Source organism: Pseudomonas sp. 8209 (assembly GCF_028682105.1).
Classification (GTDB): domain Bacteria; phylum Pseudomonadota; class Gammaproteobacteria; order Pseudomonadales; family Pseudomonadaceae; genus Aquipseudomonas; species Aquipseudomonas palmensis.
Window position 1 is genome coordinate 388,077 of the sequence record NZ_JANIAH010000002.1, and the last position, 20,980, is coordinate 409,056.

The following is a 20,980-nucleotide window of genomic DNA, read 5'->3' on the forward strand; positions in this document are numbered from 1 at the left end:
CCCCAGCCTTGCACCCCGGAGTCCTTCATGACGGCCCCAGCCGACCTCTCGCCTACCCTTGAACTGGCCTGCGACCTGATCCGTCGTCCCTCGGTGACCCCGCTGGACTTCGACTGCCAGAAACAGATGATGCAGCGCCTGGGCGATGCCGGCTTCATGCTCGAACCGATGCGCATCGAAGACGTCGACAATTTCTGGGCCACCCACGGCAGCGACGACGGCCCGGTACTGTGCTTCGCCGGCCACACCGACGTGGTGCCCACCGGCCCGGTGCAGGCCTGGGCCAACGACCCGTTCGACGCCCTGATCGACGCCGACGGCATGCTCTGCGGGCGCGGCGCGGCCGACATGAAGGGCAGCCTGGCCGCCATGATCGTGGCCACCGAGCGCTTCGTCGCCGACTACCCGAACCACAAGGGCAAGGTCGCCTACCTGATCACCAGCGACGAGGAAGGCCCGGCCCATCACGGCACCAAGGCCGTGGTCGAACGCCTGGCGGCGCGCAACGAACGCCTGGACTGGTGCATCGTCGGCGAGCCGTCGAGCACCACCCTGGTCGGTGACGTGGTCAAGAACGGCCGTCGCGGCTCGCTTGGCGCCAGGCTCACCGTGCGTGGCGTGCAGGGCCACGTGGCCTACCCGCACCTGGCGAAGAACCCGATCCACCTGGCCGCCCCGGCCTTGGCCGAACTGGCCGCCGAGCACTGGGACGAGGGCAACGATTTCTTTCCCCCCACCAGCTTCCAGATCTCCAACCTCAACTCGGGGACCGGCGCCACCAACGTGGTGCCAGGCGAGCTGACCGCACTGTTCAACTTCCGTTTCTCCACCGAGTCGACCGTCGAAGGGCTGCAGGCCCGCGTGGCGGCGATCCTCGACAAGCACGGCCTGGACTGGCAGGTGGACTGGGCGCTGTCGGGCCTGCCGTTCCTCACCGAACCGGGCGACCTGCTCGACGCGGTGTCGGCCAGCATCAAGGCCGTGACCGGCCGCGACACCCAGGCCTCCACCAGCGGCGGCACCTCCGACGGGCGCTTCATCGCCACCCTGGGCACCCAGGTGGTCGAACTGGGCCCGGTCAACGCCACCATTCACCAGGTCAACGAGCGGGTCCTGGCCAGCGACCTGGACGTGCTGACCGAGATCTACTACCAGACCCTGACCCGGTTGCTCGTCTGATGCTCATCTGCCCCATCTGCAGCGCCGCGCTCGACGCCCTGGACAACGGTGTCGGCTGCCCTGCCGGGCACCGCTTCGACCGGGCGCGCCAGGGCTACCTGAACCTGTTGCCGGTGCAGCACAAGAACAGCCGTGACCCTGGCGACAACCAGGCCATGGTCGAGGCACGTCGCGACTTCCTCAATGCCGGGCACTACGCCCCGGTGGCACGGCGCCTGGCCCAGCTCGCGGCCGAGCGCGCCCCCGCGCGCTGGCTGGACATCGGTTGCGGCGAAGGCTACTACACCGCGCAGCTGGCCGACGCCCTGCCCCAGGCCGACGGCTATGCCCTGGACATCTCCCGCGAGGCGGTCAAGCGTGCGTGCCGGCGCAACCCGGCACTCACCTGGCTGGTGGCGAGCATGGCCCGGGTGCCACTGGCCGATGCCAGCTGCCAGTTCCTGGCCAGCGTGTTCAGCCCGCTGGACTGGCAGGAAGCCAGGCGCCTGCTCAGCCCCGGCGGCGGCCTGATGCGCGTCGGCCCCACCCGCGGCCACCTGATGGAGCTGCGCGAACGGCTGTACGATGAAGTGCGCGACTATGCCGACGACAAGCACCTGGCCCTGGTGCCCGAGGGCATGCACCACGCCCACGGCGAAGTGCTGGAGTTTCGCCTGAGCCTGGCGGCCCCGGCCGACCGCGCCAACCTGCTGGCCATGACCCCCCATGGCTGGCGCGCCAGCGCAGAAAGACGCGCGGCCGTCATCGATCACCCCGAGCCCTTAGAGGTGACGGTATCGATGCGTTACGATTACTTTGTGCGCCAAGACTGAGCCGCACCCGGAGAGCCCCATGCGCCAACCCGATATCGAGATTTACCTGAAGGACGCCGACGTCGATCACAAGCAGATCGCCGCCTGGCTGGGCCAGGCCCTCGGCCCGTGCAGCGACTGGCAGCAGAAGGGCCAGACCTACAAGTGCAAGGCCGGTAACGTACCTGTTACCTGGCTGCCCAAGGCTGTGGGCAAATGGAACAGCCTGTACCTGGAAAGCGACCAGACCCCGTGGGAGGACGACATCGCCTGCGCCCGCGCCGCATTCGCCGCACTCAATGTCGAAGTACGCTGCGCGCCGGGTAGCTGGGTGGAAGAGGAAGGTGAAGAAGACGCCGACCGCTGGATCCGCATCAGCGCCGATGGCGAGGAAGAGATCACCTGGCGTACCAGTTGAGCCGTTGACCGGCTTTGCTTAGGCGCCAGCCTTGCTGGCGAAGCCCGGCATCGCCGGGCCAAGGGGCTGCTGCGCAGCCCATCGCCAGCAAGGCTGGCGCCTGCCGCTTTACAGCCCCACTACGTCTTCGGCCTGCAGGCCTTTCTGGCCCTGGGTCAGGTTGTACTCGACCTGTTGCCCTTCCAGCAGGGTGCGATGCCCTTCACCGCGGATCGCGCGGTAATGCACGAACACATCCGCACCGCCCTCACGCTGAATGAAGCCATATCCCTTGGCGTCATTGAACCACTTCACACTTCCAGTCTCACGAGACGACATCTGAACTACTCCGGATTTTTATTTTGGAATCGCCTTGTCGGCAGGGCCTCACCAGGCCCCACCTACGCCGCTTGCGGATTTGTCCTGCAAGTGGCGGACCGACTATAACGCAGCCATTCAACAATTTTCATGACCGGGGCGCTTTTTGCTGAACTTGCGCGGATACGGCACACTAACCTACCGAGCATCTGCTCGAATCCCATTACCCAGGGCACCTACCGAATGACCCGTTCCCCCTTGCGCCGCCTGATCTTCGGCGCCCTGCGCCGACTGCTGTACCTGTGGGTGCGCTCCGAAACCATCAACCAGTCATCCTTCTCGCTGAACCTGGACCGCAGCCGTCCGGTGTTCTACGTGCTGCAATCACCCGCGCTCACCGATCTGGCCGTGCTCGACCGCGAATGCACCAAAGCCGGGCTTCCGCGCCCGGTGCTGCCCGTGGCGGTAGGCCCGATGATGGAACCGGCGGCGTTCTTCTACCTGACCCCCGAACCCGACTGGCTGGGCCGCCACGACAAGCGCGGCGCACCGCCGACGCTGACGCGCCTGGTCAACCTGGTCAGCCAGCACGCCGAACAGGACGCGCAGATCATTCCGGTCAGCGTGTTCTGGGGCCAGTCGCCGGCCAGCGAATCGAGCCCGTGGAAGCTGCTGTTCGCCGACAGCTGGGCCGTCACCGGGCGCCTGCGCCGGCTGCTTACCGTGCTGATCCTGGGGCGCAAGACCCGCGTGCAGTTTTCCGCGCCGATCCATCTGCGTGAGCTGGTCGAGCACAACAAGGGCCACGAACGCACCGTGCGCATGGCCCAGCGCCTGCTGCGGGTGCATTTTCGCAACCTCAAGACCGCCGTCATCGGCCCCGACATCTCGCACCGGCGCAACCTGGTCAAGGGCCTGATCCACGACCCGCTGGTACGCCAGGCCATCAGCGACGAGGCCCAGCGCGAGAACATCCCGCTGGCCAAGGCCGAGGCCCAGGCCCTGCGCTATGGCAACGAGATCGCCTCGGACTACACCTACACCGCCATCCGCTTCCTCGAAGTGGTGCTGAGCTGGTTCTGGAACAAGATCTACGACGGCATCAAGGTCAACCATATCGAACAGGTACAAGGCATCGCGCCGGGGCACGAGGTGATCTACGTGCCCTGCCATCGCAGCCACATCGACTACCTGCTGCTGTCGTACCTGCTGTTTCGCAACGGCCTGACGCCGCCGCACATCGCCGCCGGCATCAACCTCAACATGCCGGTGATCGGCAGCCTGCTGCGCCGCGGCGGTGCGTTCTTCATGCGCCGCACCTTCAAGGGCAACCCGCTGTACACCGCGGTGTTCAACGAGTACCTGCACACCCTGTTCACCAAGGGCTTCCCGGTGGAGTACTTCGTCGAGGGCGGGCGCTCGCGCACCGGGCGCATGCTGCAGCCCAAGACCGGCATGCTGGCGATCACCCTGCGCAGTTTTCTGCGCTCCTCGCGCACCCCGATCGTGTTCGTGCCGGTGTACATCGGCTACGAGCGCGTGCTCGAAGGCCGCACCTACCTGGGCGAGCTGCGCGGGGCGAGCAAGAAGAAGGAATCGATCTTCGACATCTTCAAGGTCATCGGCGCGCTCAAGCAGCGCTTTGGCCAGGTGGCCGTGAACTTCGGCGAGCCGATCCGCCTGGCCAGCTTCCTCGACCAGCAGCAACCGGGCTGGCGCGAACAGGACCACAGCCCGCAGTTCCGACCGGCCTGGCTCAACGAAACCACCTCGCGCCTGGGCGAGAAGGTCGCGCAGCACCTGAACGAGGCCGCCGCGATCAACCCGGTCAACCTGGTGGCCCTGGCGCTGCTGTCCACCAGCCGCCTGGCCCTGGACGAACGCGCCCTGGCGCGGGTACTGGACCTGTACCTGGCGCTGCTGCGCCAGGTGCCCTACTCGGCCCATACCACCCTGCCCGAAGGCGACGGCCTGGCGCTGATCGGCCACGTGCGCGGCATGGACCTGCTGGCCGAGCAGCAGGACGCGCTGGGGCGCATCCTGTACCTGGATGAAAACAACGCGGTACTGATGACCTACTACCGCAACAACGTACTGCACATCTTCGCCCTGCCGGCGCTGCTGGCAAGCTTCTTCCAGAGCAGCTCGCGCATCAGCCGCGAACTGATCGGCCGCTACACCCACGCGCTGTACCCGTATCTGCAGTCGGAGTTGTTCATCCGCTGGGATGCCCAGGAGCTCGACGGGGTGATCGACCAGTGGCTGGAGGCATTCGTCGAACAGGGCCTGCTGCGTTTCGAGAACGGCGTGTACCTGCGCCCGGCCCCGAGTTCGCGCCAGTTCGTGCTGCTGACCCTGCTGGCGCGGGCCATCACCCAGACCCTGCAGCGCTTCTACATGGCCACCGCGCTGCTGCTCAACAGCGGCCAGCACACCCTCAGCGCCGAAGAGCTGGAAGACCTGTGCGTGGTCATGGCCCAGCGCCTGTCGATCCTGCATGGCCTGAACGCCCCGGAATTCTTCGACAAGAGCCTGTTCCGCCACTTCATCCAGACCCAGATCGAACAGGGCGTGCTGCGCCCGGATGCGGCGGGCAAGCTCGGCTACCATGAAAAACTCAGCGAGCTGGCCGAAGGCGCCGCCAAGCGCGTGCTGTCGGCCGAGGTGCGCCTGTCGATCCGCCAGGTGGCCTTGCAGCGCAGCGACGAAACCACCGAACACACCGAGCAACAAGTCTGAACAGGAGTACACGATGAAGAAATTGACCCTGGCTGTGCTGGGCAGCCTGCTGGCCGCCTGCAGCAGCACCCCGTCACCCTCCAAGGCCAGCCTGGACGGCGAGGTGTTCTACCTGCAGCGCATCGCCCTGCCACCGGCAGCCACCCTGAGCGTCAGCCTGCAGGACGTGTCGCTGGCCGATGCGCCAGCCGTCACCCTGGCCAACCAGAGCGGCCCGGTAAAAGGCCAGGTGCCCCTGCCGTTTCACCTGAGCTACGACCCGGCACAGGTCAAGCCGGGCCACCGCTATGCCGTGAGCGCGCGCATCGAGCTGGACGGCAAGCTGCTGTTCATCAACACCGAACACCACGGCGTGCAGCTGGACGGTAGCGACGCCCAGCCTGTACGAATCAAGGTCGACGCCGTTCGCTGATCCCCTTTTTGCCTTTGGATAAGGATGCTGCCATGTTCCGCCCTGCTCTTACCTTTACCGGCCTGTGTGCCGGCCTGCTGTTGTCGGCCAGTGCGCTGGCGCTGTCACTCGGCGACCTGTCGCAGAAGGACGCCACCGGCGGCCTCAAGGATGCCCTGACCCAGGGTGCGCAGATTGCCGTCAAGCAACTGGGCACCCCAGGCGGCTTCAGCAACAACCCGGACGTGCGCATCGAGCTGCCGGGCAACCTGGGCAAGGCTGCCAAGGCCATGAAGAAATTCGGCATGGGCGCCGAGGTCGACCAGCTCGAAGCCAGCATGAACAAGGCGGCCGAGGCGGCAGTACCGCAGGCCCAGGCGTTGCTGGTGGATGCGGTCAAGAAGATGAGCGTGGCCGATGCCAAGGGTATTCTCAGCGGTGGCAACGATTCGGCCACCCAGTACCTGAACAAGACCAGCCGCGAGCAGATCCGTGCCAAGTTCCTGCCCATCGTCAAGCAGGCCACCGACCAGGTCGGCCTGGCCAAGCAGTACAACAGCTTTGCCGGGCAGGCCTCGTCGCTGGGGCTGCTGGACAGCAAAAACGCCAACGTCGAGGGTTATGTGACCGAACAAGCGCTGGATGGCCTGTTCGAGATGATCGGCAAGCAGGAAGCGACGATCCGCCAGAACCCGGCGGCCGCGGCTACCAGCCTGGCCAAGAAGGTCTTCGGCGCCCTCTAGGGCCCTTCGCCGGCAAGGCCGGCTCCTACAGGATGCGCAGTGCCCCCGTAGGAGCCGGCCTTGCCGGCGAACGCCTTCTCAGGGCTTGCGCACCTTGAACCACGCCGCATACAGCGCCGGCAGGAACAGCAGCGTCAACGCCGTGGCCACGATCAGCCCGCCCATGATCGCCACCGCCATCGGCCCGAAGAACACGCTGCGCGACAACGGAATCATCGCCAGCACCGCCGCCAGCGCGGTCAGCACGATCGGCCGGAAGCGCCGCACCGTGGCCTCGATGATCGCCTGCCAACGGTCCAGCCCGGCCGCGATGTCCTGCTCGATCTGGTCCACCAGAATCACCGAGTTGCGCATGATCATCCCCGACAGCGCAATGGTGCCCAGCATCGCCACGAAGCCGAACGGCTGGCGGAACACCATCAGGAACAGCACCACCCCGATCAGCCCCAATGGCGCGGTGAGGAACACCATCACCGTGCGCGAGAAGCTGCGCAACTGCACCATCAGCAAGCTCAACACCACCACGATGAACAATGGCACCCCGGCATTCACCGAGTTCTGCCCGCGGGTCGAATCCTCCACCGTACCGCCCACTTCCAGCAGGTAGCCATCCGGCAGCTCGGCACGCACCGGCTCCAGGGTCGGCAGTATCTGCTTGACCAGGGTCGCCGGCTGCTCCTTGCCATAGATGTCGGCACGTACCGTCACCGTCGGCAGGCGATTACGGTGCCAGATGATGCCTTCCTCGAAGCCGTACTCCAGCGTCGCCACCTGCGACAGCGCAACGCTGCGCCCATTCTCGGTGGGCACCGCCAGGCTCGACAGGTTGGTCAGCTCGGTGCGCTCCTGGCGCGTGCCGCGCAGCAGGATCTCGATCAGCTCGTTGTCTTCGCGGAACTGGCTGACCGACGAACCGGTCAGCGAGCTTTGCAGGAACTTGGCCAGGTGCGCGGTGCTGATCCCCAGGGCCCGGGCACGGTCCTGGTCGATACTCAGGTAGATCACCTTGCTCGGCTCTTCCCAGTCCAGGTGCACGTTCACCACATGCGGGTTCTCGCGCACCCGGGCCGCCACCTTGCGCGCCAGTGCACGCACCTCCTCGATGTGCTCGCCGGTGACCCGGAACTGCACCGGATAGCCCACGGGCGGGCCGTTTTCCAGGCGCGTGACCCGCGAACGCAGGTCCGGGAACTGCTCGTTCAGGGTCTCGATCAGCCAGCTGCGCAGCGCCTCGCGCTCCTCGATGGTCTTGGCCAGCACCACGAACTGGGCGAAGCTGGTTGCCGGCAACTGCTGGTCCAGGGGCAGGTAGAAGCGCGGCGAGCCGGTGCCCACGTAGGCCACATAGTTGTCGATGCCGGCGCGCTCCTTGAGCAGGGCCTCCAGGCGCGTGACCTGCTCGGCGGTGTTGCTCAGCGAGGCGCCCTCGGCCAGCTTCAGGTCGACCATCAGCTCCAGCCGTCCGGAGGCCGGGAAGAACTGCTGGGGCACGAAGCGAAACGACAGCACACTGAGCACGAACAGGCCCAGGGTCGCCACGATTACCGTCTTGCGGTGCGCCACGCACCAGCCCACCAGCCGCCGTACACGCTGGTAGAACGGCGTGCCATAGGGGTCGGTGGCGCCATCGGTGGTGCCGTGCTTGGCCGCGTGCAGCTTGGCCAGGTCTGGCAGCAGCCGCTCGCCCAGGTACGGCACGAACACCACGGCAGCGATCCACGAGGCAATCAGGGCAATGGTCACCACCTGGAAGATCGAGCGGGTGTACTCGCCCGTGCCCGACTGCGCCGTGGCAATCGGCAGAAAGCCCGCCGCGGTGATCAGGGTGCCGGTGAGCATCGGGAAGGCGGTGCTGGTCCAGGCGTAGCTGGCGGCCTTGAAGCGATCGAAGCCCTGCTCCATCTTGATCGCCATCATCTCCACCGCAATGATCGCGTCATCCACCAACAACCCCAGCGCCAGCACCAGCGCCCCCAGGGAAATCTTGTGCAGGCCGATCCCGAGGTAATACATCGCGGCAAACGTCATCGCCAGCACCAGCGGAATCGCCAGCGCCACCACCAGGCCGGTGCGCATGCCCAGCGAGAAGAAGCTCACCAGCAGCACGATGGCCAGTGCTTCCACCAGCACCTGCACGAACTCGCCTACGCCGGTTTTCACGGCGGCCGGCTGGTCGGACACCTTGCGCAGCTGCATGCCGGCCGGCAGATTGGCCGAGATACGGGCAAACTCGACCTCAAGGGCCTTGCCCAGCACCAGGATGTCACCACCGGCCTTCATCGATACCGCCAGGCCGATGGCATCTTCGCCCATGAAGCGCATGCGTGGCGCGGGCGGATCGTTGAAACCGCGGCGCACATCGGCCACATCGCTGATACGGAAGGTGCGCTCGCCCACCCGAATGGGGAACTGCTCGATCTGCTCCACCGTCTCGAAACGCCCGCTCACGCGCAGTTGCAGGCGCTCGCTGGGGGTTTCGAAAAAGCCTGCGGTGGTCACCGCATTCTGTTCCTCCAGCGCCTGCTGCACAGCTTCAAGCGGCAGGCCCAGGGTCGCCAGCTTGAGGTTCGACAGCTCGATCCAGATCTTCTCGTCCTGCAGGCCGAGCAGCTCGACCTTGCCCACATCCTTTACCCGTTGCAGCTGGATCTGCACGCGGTCGGCGTAGTCCTTGAGCACCGCGTAGTCGAAACCTTCACCGGTCAGTGCATAGATATTGCCGAACGTGGTGCCGAACTCGTCGTTGAAGAACGGCCCCTGGATACCCGGCGGCAAGGTGTGGCGAATGTCCGCGACCTTCTTGCGGATCTGGTACCACAGCTCGGGAACATCCTTGGAATGCATCGAGTCGCGGGCCATGAAAGTGACCTGGGACTCACCAGGGCGCGAGAACGAGACGATCTTCTCGTACTCGCCCGTCTCCATCAGCTTCTTCTCGATGCGTTCGGTGACCTGGCGCGAGACTTCCTCGGCGCTCGCCCCCGGCCAGTTGGTCTTGATCACCATGGCCTTGAAGGTGAACGGCGGGTCTTCGCTCTGGCCCAGCTTGGTATACGAAAGCGTGCCGACCAGGGCCAGCAGCACCATCAGGAACAGCACGATCTGGCGATTGCGCAGCGCCCAGGCGGAAAGGTTGAAACCCATCGGGACTTACTCCTTGGCCGCCAGATTCACCACGCGATTGGACCGGTCCACCGGTCGTATCTGCTGCCCCTCGTGCAGCACATGGCCGCCAGCCGCCACCACCCAATCGGTGGGCTTGAGGCCTTCGAGCACCGGCACGCTGGCCTGGCCGTAGGCGCCAACCCGCACCACGGTGCGCTTGAGCGTATTGTCAGGCTCCACCCGCCACACGTAGGTCTGGCCGTTCTCGGCGCTCAGGGCCGACAGCGGCACCGCCAGCGGCACCTGCTCGGCGTGCTGGATGAACACCCGTGCGCTCTGCCCCAGTTCTGCGGGCACCTTGCCGGCCGCGAACGCGATGCGCGCAGCGAAGGTACGTGACCGCGGGTCGGCGGCCGGCGACAGCTCGCGGATGCGACCCTCGAAGCGCGTATCCGGTTGCGACCACAGCTCCACCGACACCGGCTGGCCGACCTTGAAGCGCCCGAAGTTCTGCTCCGGCAGGCTGATCAGCACCTCGCGCTCGCCATCGGCGGCCAGGGTGAATACGGTCTGCCCGGCAGCCACCACCTGGCCCACCTCGACCTGACGCTTGGCCACCACCCCGTCCTGTGGCGCGCGCAGCACCGAATAGCCGGCCTGGTTGCCGGCCACATCGAATTCGGCGCGCACCTGGTTGGCCCGCGCCAGGCCTGCGCGGTACAGGTTTTCGGCGTTGTCGAACTGCGAGCGGCTGACCATCTGGCGTTCCAGCAGGGTCTGGTAGCGGTCGCGCTCGGCCTTGACCAGGCTCAGGTTGGCCTGGGCCGCTGCCATCTGCGCGCGGCTGGCCTCCAGCTGCAGGCGCACGTCCTGCGGGTCGAGCTCGGCCAATGGCTGGTCGGCCTTGACCCGCTGGCCCTCCTCCACCAGGCGCTTGCTGACCTTGCCGGGAATACGAAACGCCAACTCCGGCTCGAGCCGGGCGCGCACTTCGCCGGGGTAGCTGTCGACCGCCGCCGTGGACAGCTGCGGCTGCACCACCATGGCCGGGCGCAGGGTGCTTGGCGGGGGACTCTCCTGCCCGCAGCCGCTCAGCAGCAAGGCAAGGGTAAGCGGAAATGCAAGGGGCAAGGCATGGCGCAACATGATCGAGAACCTTCCGTGAGTAGCGCATCTAATATTTATACCGGCGGGTATAGTAAATCAGCGCAACGGCGCCGGGAAGCGATTGTCGGACAGAAATTTCAGGGTCGTCGCACGCACCGAACTGACACCTGGACCTGCCGCTCGGGCCCTCCGTGGAGCCGAAAAAGCCACTTCCACCCGCCATCACTGGCGCTGATAGGCGTTCAAAGCGCAGATTGCAGCCCCCAGGCGGCGACCACGGTGTACCCTGTACCCCTTAACGAACCTGTACGTGTCATTCATGCCAAACGAAACCAGCGCCCCCAACGGCCCCGGCCGGCCCAAGGACCTCGCCAAGCGCCAGGCCATCCTCGAGGCGGCCAAAGCCCTGTTTCTCACCCACGGTTACGCCAACACCAGCATGGATGCGGTCGCGAATGCGGCAGGGGTTTCGAAACTGACGGTCTACAGCCACTTCAACGACAAGGAGACACTGTTCTCCTCGGCTATCGTGGCCACCTGCACGGCCCAGTTGCCCGAACTGTTCTTCGAACTGACCGAAGGCACGTCGGTGGAGCAGGTCCTGCTGAACATCGGGCGCGGCTTCCAGGCGCTGATCAACAGCGATCAATCGGTCAAGCTCAGCCGCCTGATCATGGCCCTGGGCACCCAGGACCCCAAGCTCAGCCAGATCTTCTTCGAAGCCGGCCCGTTGCGCGTGCTGCGCGAGATGGAAGCACTGCTGCAGCGCGTCGACCAGCATGGCCTGCTGCGTATCGAGCAGCCGGCCAGGGCGGCCGAGCACTTCTTCTGCCTGCTCAAGGGGGCGCCGAACTATCGCCTGCTGCTCGGCTACTCCCCGGCGCTGGACGCCGAGGCTGCCGAGGCACATGTGCAGGACGTGGTGGCGGTGTTTTTGCGGGCCTACCGCCCCTAGTCAGGGCTTGAGGGCTTTCTTGGGGTAGATGTCGTAGCGGCTCGACTTGCCTTCCAGGCTATGGCTGGGCTTGGGCCCGTCGATGATCGGCGCCTTGCGCGGGCGCTTGACCACCACCCGGTGGCTGGCCAGGGCCAGGGCGGCCTCCAGCAGTGCCGGGGCATCCAGGTCATCGCCCACCAGCGGGCGGAATACGCGCATCTCCTTTTTCACCAGGGCGCTCTTGTCGCGGTGCGGGAACATCGGATCGAGGTAGATCACCTGCGGCGGTTCGCCCTGCCAGTCGCGCATGCGCTCGATGGAGTTGCCTGCCAGCAGTTGCATGCGGGCCACGATGGGGCCTACCTCGGCATCCGCTGCCGCACGCGCCAGGCCATCCTCGAGCAGCGCCGCCACCAGCGGCTGGCGCTCGATCAGTTGCATCTGGCAGCCCAGGCTGGCCAGCACGAAGGCGTCCTTGCCCAGCCCTGCCGTGGCATCCAGCACCCGTGGGCGCACGCCCTGGGCGATGCCGACCGCCTTGGCGATCATCTGCCCGCTGCCCCCGCCGAACACCCGACGATGGGCCGCCGCGCCCTCGACGAAATCCACCCGCACCGGGCCCGGTGCCTGGGGGCCCAACTGCTGGATCTGCAGGCCGGTCTCGCCCACCTGCACGGCAAAGGCCGCCGATGCATCCTGCAGCGGCAAGCCCAGGCGCACCGCCCAGTGCTCGGCCTGTGCCTGATACTCGGCAGCCAACGCCTCGACCCGGATACCGCCGTCCGCCAGTTCCTCCACCGCTCACCTTCCCCACACAAAAAAATTAAATGATTGCCGGCCTGTGCCGATAACCGCAGTAATCGCTATTTTGCCAGACCCGGACAGCCTTCGACTGCCATGTCAGACATTCTTCAGCTCCCTTCCGGTTATTTGTCGCCCGTCGGCGACTTTGCCCGGCACAACACCCAGACCCTCGGCGGCGTCAGCCACCTGTGGCAGGACTTCTTTGCCCAGGCGTTGGCAGAGCAGCAGGGTGAAGGTGCGCAGGAAGGTCAGTTGGCGGTCCCCGAGGTCGACACCGTCACCGGCGAACCGATTGCCGGCAGCCAGACCCTGGCGCAGATCCACAGCCAGCGCCTGTGCGACGTGCACGACACCATCGTCGCCCCGCCCGAGCCGCTGTTCCTGCCGATTGCCGAATTCGAACTGGACCTGCTGGACAAGCCTGCGCCGCCATTCAGCGCGCTGGAACTGGTGGAGCAGCAGCGCCAGCTGGACATCAGCAACAACTGGGTGCGCCCGGTGGTGATGAGCCAGGGTCATCCGCTGCCGCAGCCAGGCCCGGCGCCGCAACCCTACCCGCTGCACCTGCCGATCGCGGAGCTGGAAGCCAGCCTGCTCGACCCGGCGCCGGAGCCGTTCGACCAGGCCACGCTGCTCAAGCAGCAGTCGGACCTGGAGTTCGACCTCAGCTGGGCCCGTCCGGTGGTACTGAACAACGTGCGCATCGCCGCCTAACGGCAGATCTGCCAGAAGCCCATGTCCAGGTGGAAGTGGTTGCGGTGGGCAGCGTTGTAGTCAGGCCCCAGCACCGTGTTGAAACTGTCGCAGCCGCCAGCCTGCACCTCGCGTAGAAACTTCGCCTTCACCCCCTCACCCGGCCAGTCGCGCAGCACCTCGATGCGCTGCCCATCGGCCAGCCTGAACCCGGCGATGTCGAGCGCATTGGCGCTGGCATGCTGGCTGCGCCGCCCTTCCTTGCGCCCGTACACATTGCGACAGGCAAAACTGCCCAGGTGATCGACCTGCACCACTGCCTGGCCGAATGCACGCTGCGCGGCCGGTTGCAGGCCGTGGCGCTCGAACAGCGCGAAGGCCACCGCGACTGGGCAACTGGCCAGAAAACTGCTGCTCAGGCGCACGCCCGAGCCCTGCACCCGCACCACGTTGTGCAGCGGGCAGGCCACATCTGGCGCGCTGTCGGCCTGCTTGCTGTAGCGCAGCGTCGAGGTGGCCAGGGCCTGTTCGCAAAGCCTGGGGTCATCCTGCAGGCGGCTCAGCTTGTAGGGGGTCAGCAGGTTCGGTGGCGCCTTGACGTCCAGCACCGCCCACGGGTTCCAGGCAGCCGGCAGGCGCCAGCCCTGTTGCCAGGCCACCAACCCCGCCGCCATCGCTATCACCAGGAAAATGCCCACTCCCCGCATGGACGATCAGCGCCTGAACAACTGGTTGAGCTGGTCGAACGGCAGCGCCTGTTCGGCATAGTCGAAGCGGCCCTGCTGCTGGATCCGTTCGGCGGCGTGGAAGAACGCGCCGTAGGCCGCACGCGCCAGCGACGAGCCGACGCTGATGCGCTTGACCCCGAGCGCCTGCAGGTCGCTTACGCTCAGGCCCACCCCGCTCAGCCCCATCAGCACGTTTACCGGCCTGGGCGCCACGGCCTGCACCACCTGGCGAATCTCCTCGGCGCTGCGCAAGCCCGGCGCGTACAGCACATCGGCACCGGCCTCGGCAAAGGCCTGCAGGCGCTTGATGGTGTCGTCCAGGTCCAGGCGCCCGTGCAGCAGGTTTTCGGCGCGGGCACACAGGGTGAACGGGAACTCCAGGCTGCGCGCCGCCGCAACGGCTGCCTCGACGCGCTCCACTGCCTGATGAAAGCCATAGATCGGCTCTTGCGGGTTGCCGCTGGCATCCTCGATGGAGCCGCCTACAAGCCCCACAGCGGCGGCCTGCAGGATGGTCTCGGCGCAGCCCTTGGGCGTATCGCTGAAGCCGTTCTCGAGGTCTGCAGCCACCGGCAGAGCGGTGGCATCGACGATGCTGCGCGCGTTGCCCAGGGTTTCCTCCAGGCTCATGGCGCCTTCGGCATCGGGGCGCCCCAGCGAGAACGCCAGGCCGGCGCTGGTGGTGGCCAGCGCCTCGAAGCCGAGGCTGGCCAGCAGCTTGGCCGAGCCTGCATCCCAGGGGTTGGGGATGACAAAGGCGCCATCACGTTCATGCAGCGCCTTGAAGGCTTCGGCACGCAGGGTTTGCACATCCATGATCACGACTCCAGAGCAGGCGGTACGGGGCGGTCAGAGCAGGCCAAGCTGCTCGGCTGCGGGCGCCCTGTGCAGTTCAGGCAAGGCCGGCAAGCCGGGCAGGCGCTCCATCAGGCCCTGATGAAAACGCTGCGCCAGCGCGGCTGCCAGGCGGTTGTCGGCAGTATGCAGGAAAACGTACGGGGTGCGCCCCTCCTCGATCCAGGCCGCGACCTTGTCCAGCCACGGCAGCAGAAACGGCTCGTTGGCCGCCAGTTCCGGGTGGCCGATGAAGCGCACCTGCGGGCTCTGGCTGAAGGCGGCAGGGCGTGGCGGCACCCGCGGTTTCTTGGACTGGGCATGCAGCACGCCCGGATCGCGCGAGGTGCAACTGAACAGGGCACGCGGGTCCAGGCAGATGCGTTCGACGCCGCGATCGAGCAACAGCCGATTGAGCAGACGTTCCTCCTCCCCCTTGGCGAAGAAGGCCTTGTTGCGCACCTCCACCGCCAGCGGCACGTCCACCTCGTCGATAAATGCCACCAGCTCGCCCAGGCGTGCTGGACCGAAGCTGGCAGGCAGCTGCAACCAGTAGGGCGCCACACGGGCGCCCAGCGGCTTGAGCAGGTTGATGAAGGTGTGCGCGGCCACGCATTGCTGACGCAGGTCGTCTGCATGACTGATGTCGCCGGGGAACTTGGCGGTGAAGCGAAAGTGCGCGGGCATGATCTGCGCCCAGCGTTCCAGGGTGGCGGGCGCGGGGCGCGCATAGAAGGTGGTGTTGCCCTCCACCGCATTGAACACCTGGCAGTAGAGGCCAAGAAAGTCGCTGGGTCTGGCCTCGGCGGGGTACAGGTACTCGCGCCAGGCGTTTTCACTCCAGGACGGGCAACCGAGAAAGTAAGGTAAAGGCGTCATGCCTCAAATGTACAGGTCCAACCCCAGCACTTCCATCTCCCAGTCCACGAAGCCGGCAGTGGTCAGGTAGCTGGCCAGGGCCTGGGCGGTGCGCTTGTTGCGCGCCCGCGGGAAGATCATGTCCTGCTGGCGCACCGGCAGGCCGCTGCGGCTGGCGCCGCCTGCAGCACCTGATGGCGACGGCTGCGCCTCGAACTCGCCCGGCAGGTCTTCGTCCACGTCCTCTTCGCGCACCGGCGGCTTGCGCAGCGGGCGCTTGATCGGATAGGACTGGGAAGAGAAGCCGTCGACACGCATGAACGATTACTCAGGAGCAATGATGGCAATTTAGCGGCACCTGAGAGACTTCGCAAATGCCCGACTGATAACTGGACCACATATCGAGCAAAAGGTTTATGCGCAACGGCGATAGACGACCAGCGGTTTACCGCGCCTTGGGCGTGGCCACCTTGTCGCGCAGGTACACCGGTTGGGCGAGATCGGGCGCAATACCTTCGCCCCGGTCCCAGGCGAACCGCGCCAGGGTCAGCAGGTCGAGGGCGTGGGGCAGCATGCCGGCGTCCTGGCCACTGACGGCAACCGGCAGGCGCTCGGCGTAGCCCCAGCCGGTACCGGCACCGAACCAGTCGCCGGCCGCGCCCGGCGGCAGGCTGACCTGTTCGGGCGCCAGCACCGCCTCGCTGCCCAGCAGGCGCATTTCGCCGGCCTGCTGCTGGTAGCAGCCCCAGTACACCTCGTCCATGCGCGCATCGATCGCCGCCGCCACCTGCTCGGCGCCGTGCTCGCGCAATGCGCGCTGGGCCAGCAGCGCCAGGTTGGACACCGGCAGCACCGGGCGCTCGAGAGCGAACGCCAGGCCCTGCACCACGCCGATGGCGATCCGCACCCCGGTAAAGGCGCCGGGGCCGCGGCCGAAGGCAATCGCATCGACGGCCGACAGGGCGATGCCCGCTTCGGCCAGCATCGTCTGGATCATCGGCAGCAGCTTCTGCGCATGCAGGCGCGGGATCACCTCATAGTGGCTGAGCACCTTGCCGTCATGCAGCAAGGCAACGGAGCAGGCTTCAGTGGCGGTATCCAGGGCCAGCAAGGTGGTCATCGGGGGTTCCAGGGGGCAAGAAAAAAGAACGGCATTATAAACAACAACGGCCCGCAAGCGGGCCGTTGTGTGCACATCCGAGCGGTGATCAGCTCAGAGCGGCCAGCACCTTGGCGGTGATGGCATCGACCGAGCCCACGCCTTCGATGTGGCTGTACTTGGGCTTGCCACCGTTGGCAGCCGACAGCTTCTGGTAGAAGTCCACCAGCGGCTTGGTCTGCTCGTGGTAGACCGACAGGCGATGACGCACGGTTTCTTCGGTGTCGTCCTTGCGCTGGATCAGCGGCTCGCCGGTCTCGTCGTCCTTGCCTTCAACCTTCGGCGGGTTGTAGACCACGTGGTACACGCGACCCGAACCTTCGTGCACGCGGCGGCCGGCGATACGCTGGACGATCTCTTCGTCGGCAACGGCGATCTCGACCACGGCATCCAGCTCGACGCCGGCGCTCACCAGGGCTTCAGCCTGGGGAATGGTGCGCGGGAAACCGTCGAACAGGAAACCCTTGGCGCAGTCGGCCTGAGCGATGCGGTCCTTGACCAAGTTGATGATCAGCTCGTCGGACACCAGCTTGCCGGCATCCATGATCGCCTTGGCTTCCAGACCCAGCGGGGTGCCGGCCTTGACCGCGGCACGCAGCATGTCGCCGGTGGAAATCTGGGGAATACCGAACTTCTCGGTGATGAACTTTGCCTGAGTACCTTTACCGGCCCCGGGAGCTCCCAGCAGAATTACGCGCATCTTGTGCTCCTCAATTTTTTATAAGCAAATCAATGGATTCGCCACTCAGGGCCAATCCCAAGAATCGGGTGATGACCGCAAATCGGTCAAAAGGCTGCTCAAGATACACAGCGCACCCGGACCACACAAGCGGTCGAAAGTCGGAAAAAAATACTGCGTGAGGCCCGTTCGTGCCCGGGTTGCGCCCGGCGCAACCGGGGGCGAAACCGCTTCGCCCGGGTGCTCGGGGCGCGCGCCGGGCACTGGCGCGCCACCCCTGCCCCGCCCTCAACCGGTGTTGCGCAGACCTGCCGCAATACCCGCCACAGTCACCAGCAGCGCCTGTTCCAAGGGGCTGTCCAGAGCGGCTTCGCGTGCGCGCGAGCGTGCCAGCAGCTCGGCCTGCAATAGATGCAGCGGGTCCAGATAGGTGTTGCGCAGACGGATGAATTCCAGGGTGTCTGGGCTGTGCGCCAGTAGCACCGGCTGCCCCGTGAGACCCAGCACCACCTGGCACGCCTGCGACAATAGGTCGCGCAGATGGGCACCCAAAGGTCGCAGTTGCGGTTGCACCAGACGTTCGTCGTAGAAGCGCGCAATGTCGGCGTCGGCCTTGGCCAGCACCATCTCGAGCATGTCGATGCGGGTGCGGAAGAACGGCCACTGTTCGCGCATCTCGGCCAGCAGTTCGCCCTGGCCACGGGCCAGCGCGTTGTTCAGCGCCGCCTCCCAGCCCAGCCAGGCGGGCAGCATCAGGCGCGTCTGGGTCCAGCCGAAGATCCACGGGATCGCCCGCAGGCTCTCGATGCCGCCCGCGCGCCGCTTGGCCGGGCGACTGCCCAGTGGCAGGCGGCCGAGTTCCTGTTCCGGGGTGGACTGACGGAAGTACTCGACGAACTCGGGGTTGTCGCGCACCACGCCACGGTAGGCCTTCACGCCGTCGGCGGCCAGCTGGTCCATCAGTTCGCGCCAGGCCGGTTGCGGCGGCGGTGGCGGCAGCAGGGTCGCCTCCAGCACCGCAGCCAGGTACAGGTTGAGGTTCTGCTCGGCGATGTCCGGCAGGCCGAACTTGAAGCGGATCATCTCGCCCTGCTCGGTGGTACGGAAGCGCCCCGCCACCGAGCCCGGCGGCTGCGACAGGATCGCCGCATGCGCCGGGCCGCCACCACGCCCCACGGTGCCGCCGCGACCGTGGAACAGCAGCAGTTCGACCTGTTCTTCACGGCAGATGCGCACCAGGGTTTCCTGGGCACGATACTGCGCCCAGGCCGCCGCGGTGGTGCCGGCATCCTTGGCCGAATCGGAATAGCCGATCATCACCTCCTGCGGCCCGTGCAGGCTGGCGCGATAGCCCGGCAGGCCGAGCAGGCGTTCCATCACCGGGCCGGCGTTGTCCAGGTCGGCCAGGGTTTCGAACAGCGGCACCACGCGCATCGGCCGGCGCACGCCGGCTTCCTTGAGCAGCAGTTGCACGGCCAGCACGTCGGAAGCGGCGCCGGCCATCGAGATCACGTAGGAGCCCAGCGAAGCGGCAGGTGCGGCGGCCACCTCGCGGCAGGTGGCGAGCACCTCGGCGGTATCGGCCTGGGGCTTGAAGTCGCCAGGCAGCAGCGGCCGGCGGTTGCTCAGCTCCTGCTGCAGGAAACGGATACGCGCGTCTTCATCCCAGTCGGCGTAGCGCCCCAGGCCCAGGTACTCAGTGATCTCGCTGAGTGCGTCGGCGTGCCGGGCGGCGTCCTGGCGCACGTCCAGGCGCACCAGAAACAGCCCGAAGGTAACGGCCCTGCGCAGGCAGTCGAGCAGCGGGCCATCGGCGATCACGCCCATGCCGCACGCGTGCAGCGATTCGAAGCACAGCAGCAGCGGCTCGAACAGGTCGCGGTTGTCGTGCAGTACCTCGGCGGGGGCCGGCTGCGGGCTGGCCAGCGAGCTCTGGGCCCAGGCCCGCGTCACCCGCAGGCGATCACGCAGTTGCTTGAGCAGGGTGCGGTAAGGCTCGGCCGAATCACCGACCTTGGCACGCAACGCCTCGCTGGCCTGCTGCATCGAAAGTTCGGCGGCCAACGAATCGATGTCGCGCAAAAACAGGTCGGCGGCCATCCAGCGCGCCAGCAGCAGTACTTCGCGGGTGACCTTGGCGGTGACATTGGGGTTGCCGTCACGGTCGCCGCCCATCCACGAGGCGAAGCGGATCGGCGCAGCCTCCAGCGGCAGGCGCAGGCCGGTGGCCTCGTGCAGCGCCTTGTCGGCCTTGCGCAGGTGATGCGGGATGGCGTGCCAGAGCGAGTGCTCGATCACCGCGAAGCCCCATTTGGCTTCGTCCACCGGGGTCGGCCGGGTACGGCGGATCTCTTCGGTGTGCCAGGCCTCGGCGATCAGCCGTTGCAGACGCTGGCGCACCTGGTCGCGTTCGGCGGGGGTCAGGTCGCGGTGGTCCTGGGCGGCCAGTTGCGCGGCGATGGCGTCGTACTTCTGGATCAGCGTACGGCGCGCGACTTCGGTCGGGTGGGCGGTCAGCACCAGCTCGATGCTGAGCTTGCCCAACTGGCGAGCCAGGGCGTCGTCGCTGTGCCCGGCGGCCTTGAGCCGGGCCAGCAGCTCGGGCAGCACGCGCGACTCGAACGGCGCGGGCTGGTCGGCATCACGACGGCGAATCAGCTGGTACTGCTCGGCGATGTTGGCCAGGTTGAGGAACTGGTTGAAGGCCCGCGCCACCGGCAGCAGTTCGTCTTCGGCAAGGTCGTTCAGGGTCGAACTCAGCTGCTCGGCACTGCCGCTGCGGTCGGCCTTGGCGCTGCGACGTATGTCTTCGATCTTCTGCAGAAAGGCTTCGCCGTACTGCTCGCGCACGGTGTCGCCCAACAACTCGCCCAACAGGTGAACATCTTCTCGCAAGCGCACATCGATATCGGTCATCAGCCTTGCCTCCGCATCCTGGGAAAACAGCTCTGGGTCCAGAGTGCCCCGTCGAGGTTGGGCTTTCAAGCCGGGTGGGCGATGCAACCAAACTATGTGCGGTGGCGATGCTCTAACGAACACATCCACCTGTGGGAGGCCACCATGAAGATCCGTGATTTAGCCGAGCATTGGGAACACAGCGCCAAGGGCCCGTTGAGCGCCACCGGCCACGTCCTGCACCTGGACGTCGAAGCGGCGGCGCGCCTGGCGGCGCTGAGCGAAATGTACCCCAAGCGCCGGCCCGAAGAGTTGCTGGGCGAATTGCTCGGCGCGGCGCTGGAGGAGCTTGAGGCGAGCTTTCCGTATGTGAAGGGCCAGCAGGTGATCGCCACCGACGAGGAAGACAATCCGCTCTACGAAGACGTCGGCCCCACCCCTCGGTTTCTGGCGTTGTCACGCCGTTACCTGCGCGACATGAGTGAGCGCAAGGACGGGCCGGCGCACTAGTGATCCGCTGGCCGACTGCGGGCTGCGCTGTGGAGCGCCACAGCCCGCAGGCCTCTGCAACGGGCCGTGCAGCCGCCTCGAGAACCCCGCATTCAAGGCCCTTTGATGGCCCG

20 protein-coding genes are annotated in these 20,980 nt (G+C 66.5%); 9 read left to right on the forward strand and 11 right to left on the reverse strand.

The window, feature by feature from the left end:
* The first annotated feature begins 27 nt into the window (after positions 1–27).
* Genes dapE through NP552_RS05455 form a run of 3 tightly spaced genes read left to right on the forward strand, consistent with a single transcriptional unit; the run spans position 28 to position 2,388 of the window.
* Positions 28–1,179, forward strand: a complete 1,152-nt coding sequence (dapE, locus tag NP552_RS05445; protein ID WP_043863240.1) for a succinyl-diaminopimelate desuccinylase — start codon at positions 28–30, stop codon at positions 1,177–1,179.
* Entirely contained in the window at positions 1,179–1,991 is an 813-nt protein-coding gene (locus NP552_RS05450) for a putative RNA methyltransferase (RefSeq protein ID WP_274096535.1), read from the forward strand. Before dapE ends, NP552_RS05450 begins: the two co-directional genes overlap by 1 nt.
* A gap of 19 nt (positions 1,992–2,010) precedes the next feature.
* On the forward strand, positions 2,011–2,388 hold the full coding sequence (locus NP552_RS05455) for a hypothetical protein (protein WP_043863238.1): 378 nt from the start codon (positions 2,011–2,013) through the stop codon (positions 2,386–2,388).
* 108 nt (positions 2,389–2,496) lie between these two features.
* Here the strand turns inward: NP552_RS05455 and NP552_RS05460 are convergent, their stop codons facing one another.
* Positions 2,497–2,706: a cold-shock protein gene (locus tag NP552_RS05460; protein WP_038996759.1), complete on the reverse strand. Its 210-nt coding sequence runs from the start codon at positions 2,704–2,706 to the stop codon at positions 2,497–2,499.
* 222 nt (positions 2,707–2,928) lie between these two features.
* On the opposite strand from NP552_RS05460, the gene plsB reads away from it, so the two are divergent.
* Genes plsB through NP552_RS05475 form a run of 3 tightly spaced genes read left to right on the forward strand, consistent with a single transcriptional unit; the run spans position 2,929 to position 6,558 of the window.
* Positions 2,929–5,424, forward strand: coding sequence for a glycerol-3-phosphate 1-O-acyltransferase PlsB (gene plsB, locus NP552_RS05465; RefSeq protein WP_043863237.1), 2,496 nt, complete (start codon positions 2,929–2,931; stop codon positions 5,422–5,424).
* Between the two features lie 13 nt (positions 5,425–5,437).
* The gene (locus tag NP552_RS05470) at positions 5,438–5,836 is read left to right on the forward strand and encodes a YbaY family lipoprotein (RefSeq protein ID WP_043863236.1); all 399 of its coding nucleotides are present in this window, start codon (positions 5,438–5,440) and stop codon (positions 5,834–5,836) included.
* A gap of 32 nt (positions 5,837–5,868) precedes the next feature.
* Positions 5,869–6,558, forward strand: a complete 690-nt coding sequence (locus tag NP552_RS05475) for a DUF4197 domain-containing protein (RefSeq protein WP_043863235.1) — start codon at positions 5,869–5,871, stop codon at positions 6,556–6,558.
* A gap of 78 nt (positions 6,559–6,636) precedes the next feature.
* Here NP552_RS05475 and NP552_RS05480 read toward each other — a convergent pair whose 3' ends face one another.
* Together NP552_RS05480 and NP552_RS05485 are read right to left on the reverse strand one after the other, a co-directional pair.
* Positions 6,637–9,702, reverse strand: a complete 3,066-nt coding sequence (locus NP552_RS05480; protein ID WP_043863234.1) for an efflux RND transporter permease subunit — start codon at positions 9,700–9,702, stop codon at positions 6,637–6,639.
* A 6-nt stretch (positions 9,703–9,708) separates the two neighbouring features.
* Entirely contained in the window at positions 9,709–10,809 is a 1,101-nt protein-coding gene (locus NP552_RS05485; protein WP_043863233.1) for an efflux RND transporter periplasmic adaptor subunit, read from the reverse strand.
* A gap of 280 nt (positions 10,810–11,089) precedes the next feature.
* On the opposite strand from NP552_RS05485, the gene NP552_RS05490 reads away from it, so the two are divergent.
* Positions 11,090–11,725 (forward strand): TetR/AcrR family transcriptional regulator, encoded by a 636-nt coding sequence (locus NP552_RS05490; protein WP_043863232.1) that lies wholly within the window; start codon positions 11,090–11,092, stop codon positions 11,723–11,725.
* Here NP552_RS05490 and NP552_RS05495 read toward each other — a convergent pair whose 3' ends face one another.
* Complete coding sequence (locus NP552_RS05495) at positions 11,726–12,505, reverse strand: class I SAM-dependent methyltransferase (RefSeq protein WP_274096536.1); 780 nt, start codon at positions 12,503–12,505, stop codon at positions 11,726–11,728.
* A gap of 99 nt (positions 12,506–12,604) precedes the next feature.
* On the opposite strand from NP552_RS05495, the gene NP552_RS05500 reads away from it, so the two are divergent.
* Positions 12,605–13,225 (forward strand): hypothetical protein, encoded by a 621-nt coding sequence (locus tag NP552_RS05500; RefSeq protein ID WP_058541478.1) that lies wholly within the window; start codon positions 12,605–12,607, stop codon positions 13,223–13,225.
* Here the strand turns inward: NP552_RS05500 and NP552_RS05505 are convergent.
* The 7 genes from NP552_RS05505 to ppc all read right to left on the reverse strand — a co-directional run bounded on the left by NP552_RS05505 (position 13,222) and on the right by ppc (position 20,378).
* Positions 13,222–13,911, reverse strand: a complete 690-nt coding sequence (locus tag NP552_RS05505; protein WP_058541477.1) for an extensin-like domain-containing protein — start codon at positions 13,909–13,911, stop codon at positions 13,222–13,224. The two genes, NP552_RS05500 and NP552_RS05505, sit on opposite strands and share 4 nt — an antisense overlap.
* Before the next feature lie 6 nt (positions 13,912–13,917).
* Entirely contained in the window at positions 13,918–14,748 is an 831-nt protein-coding gene (locus NP552_RS05510) for an isocitrate lyase/PEP mutase family protein (protein ID WP_274096537.1), read from the reverse strand.
* A gap of 33 nt (positions 14,749–14,781) precedes the next feature.
* Positions 14,782–15,645, reverse strand: coding sequence for a DUF72 domain-containing protein (locus NP552_RS05515; protein WP_213607016.1), 864 nt, complete (start codon positions 15,643–15,645; stop codon positions 14,782–14,784).
* A gap of 3 nt (positions 15,646–15,648) precedes the next feature.
* Entirely contained in the window at positions 15,649–15,942 is a 294-nt protein-coding gene (locus tag NP552_RS05520) for a hypothetical protein (RefSeq protein ID WP_043863226.1), read from the reverse strand.
* A 127-nt stretch (positions 15,943–16,069) separates the two neighbouring features.
* A complete protein-coding gene (gene tsaB / locus NP552_RS05525; RefSeq protein WP_043863225.1) occupies positions 16,070–16,744 on the reverse strand; it encodes a tRNA (adenosine(37)-N6)-threonylcarbamoyltransferase complex dimerization subunit type 1 TsaB in 675 nt (224 codons plus the stop codon).
* A gap of 88 nt (positions 16,745–16,832) precedes the next feature.
* On the reverse strand, positions 16,833–17,483 hold the full coding sequence (gene adk / locus NP552_RS05530) for an adenylate kinase (protein WP_043863224.1): 651 nt from the start codon (positions 17,481–17,483) through the stop codon (positions 16,833–16,835).
* A 267-nt stretch (positions 17,484–17,750) separates the two neighbouring features.
* Positions 17,751–20,378, reverse strand: a complete 2,628-nt coding sequence (gene ppc / locus NP552_RS05535; RefSeq protein ID WP_043863223.1) for a phosphoenolpyruvate carboxylase — start codon at positions 20,376–20,378, stop codon at positions 17,751–17,753.
* 144 nt (positions 20,379–20,522) lie between these two features.
* On the opposite strand from ppc, the gene NP552_RS05540 reads away from it, so the two are divergent.
* Complete coding sequence (locus tag NP552_RS05540) at positions 20,523–20,867, forward strand: hypothetical protein (RefSeq protein ID WP_043863222.1); 345 nt, start codon at positions 20,523–20,525, stop codon at positions 20,865–20,867.
* Positions 20,868–20,980 lie beyond the last annotated feature (113 nt).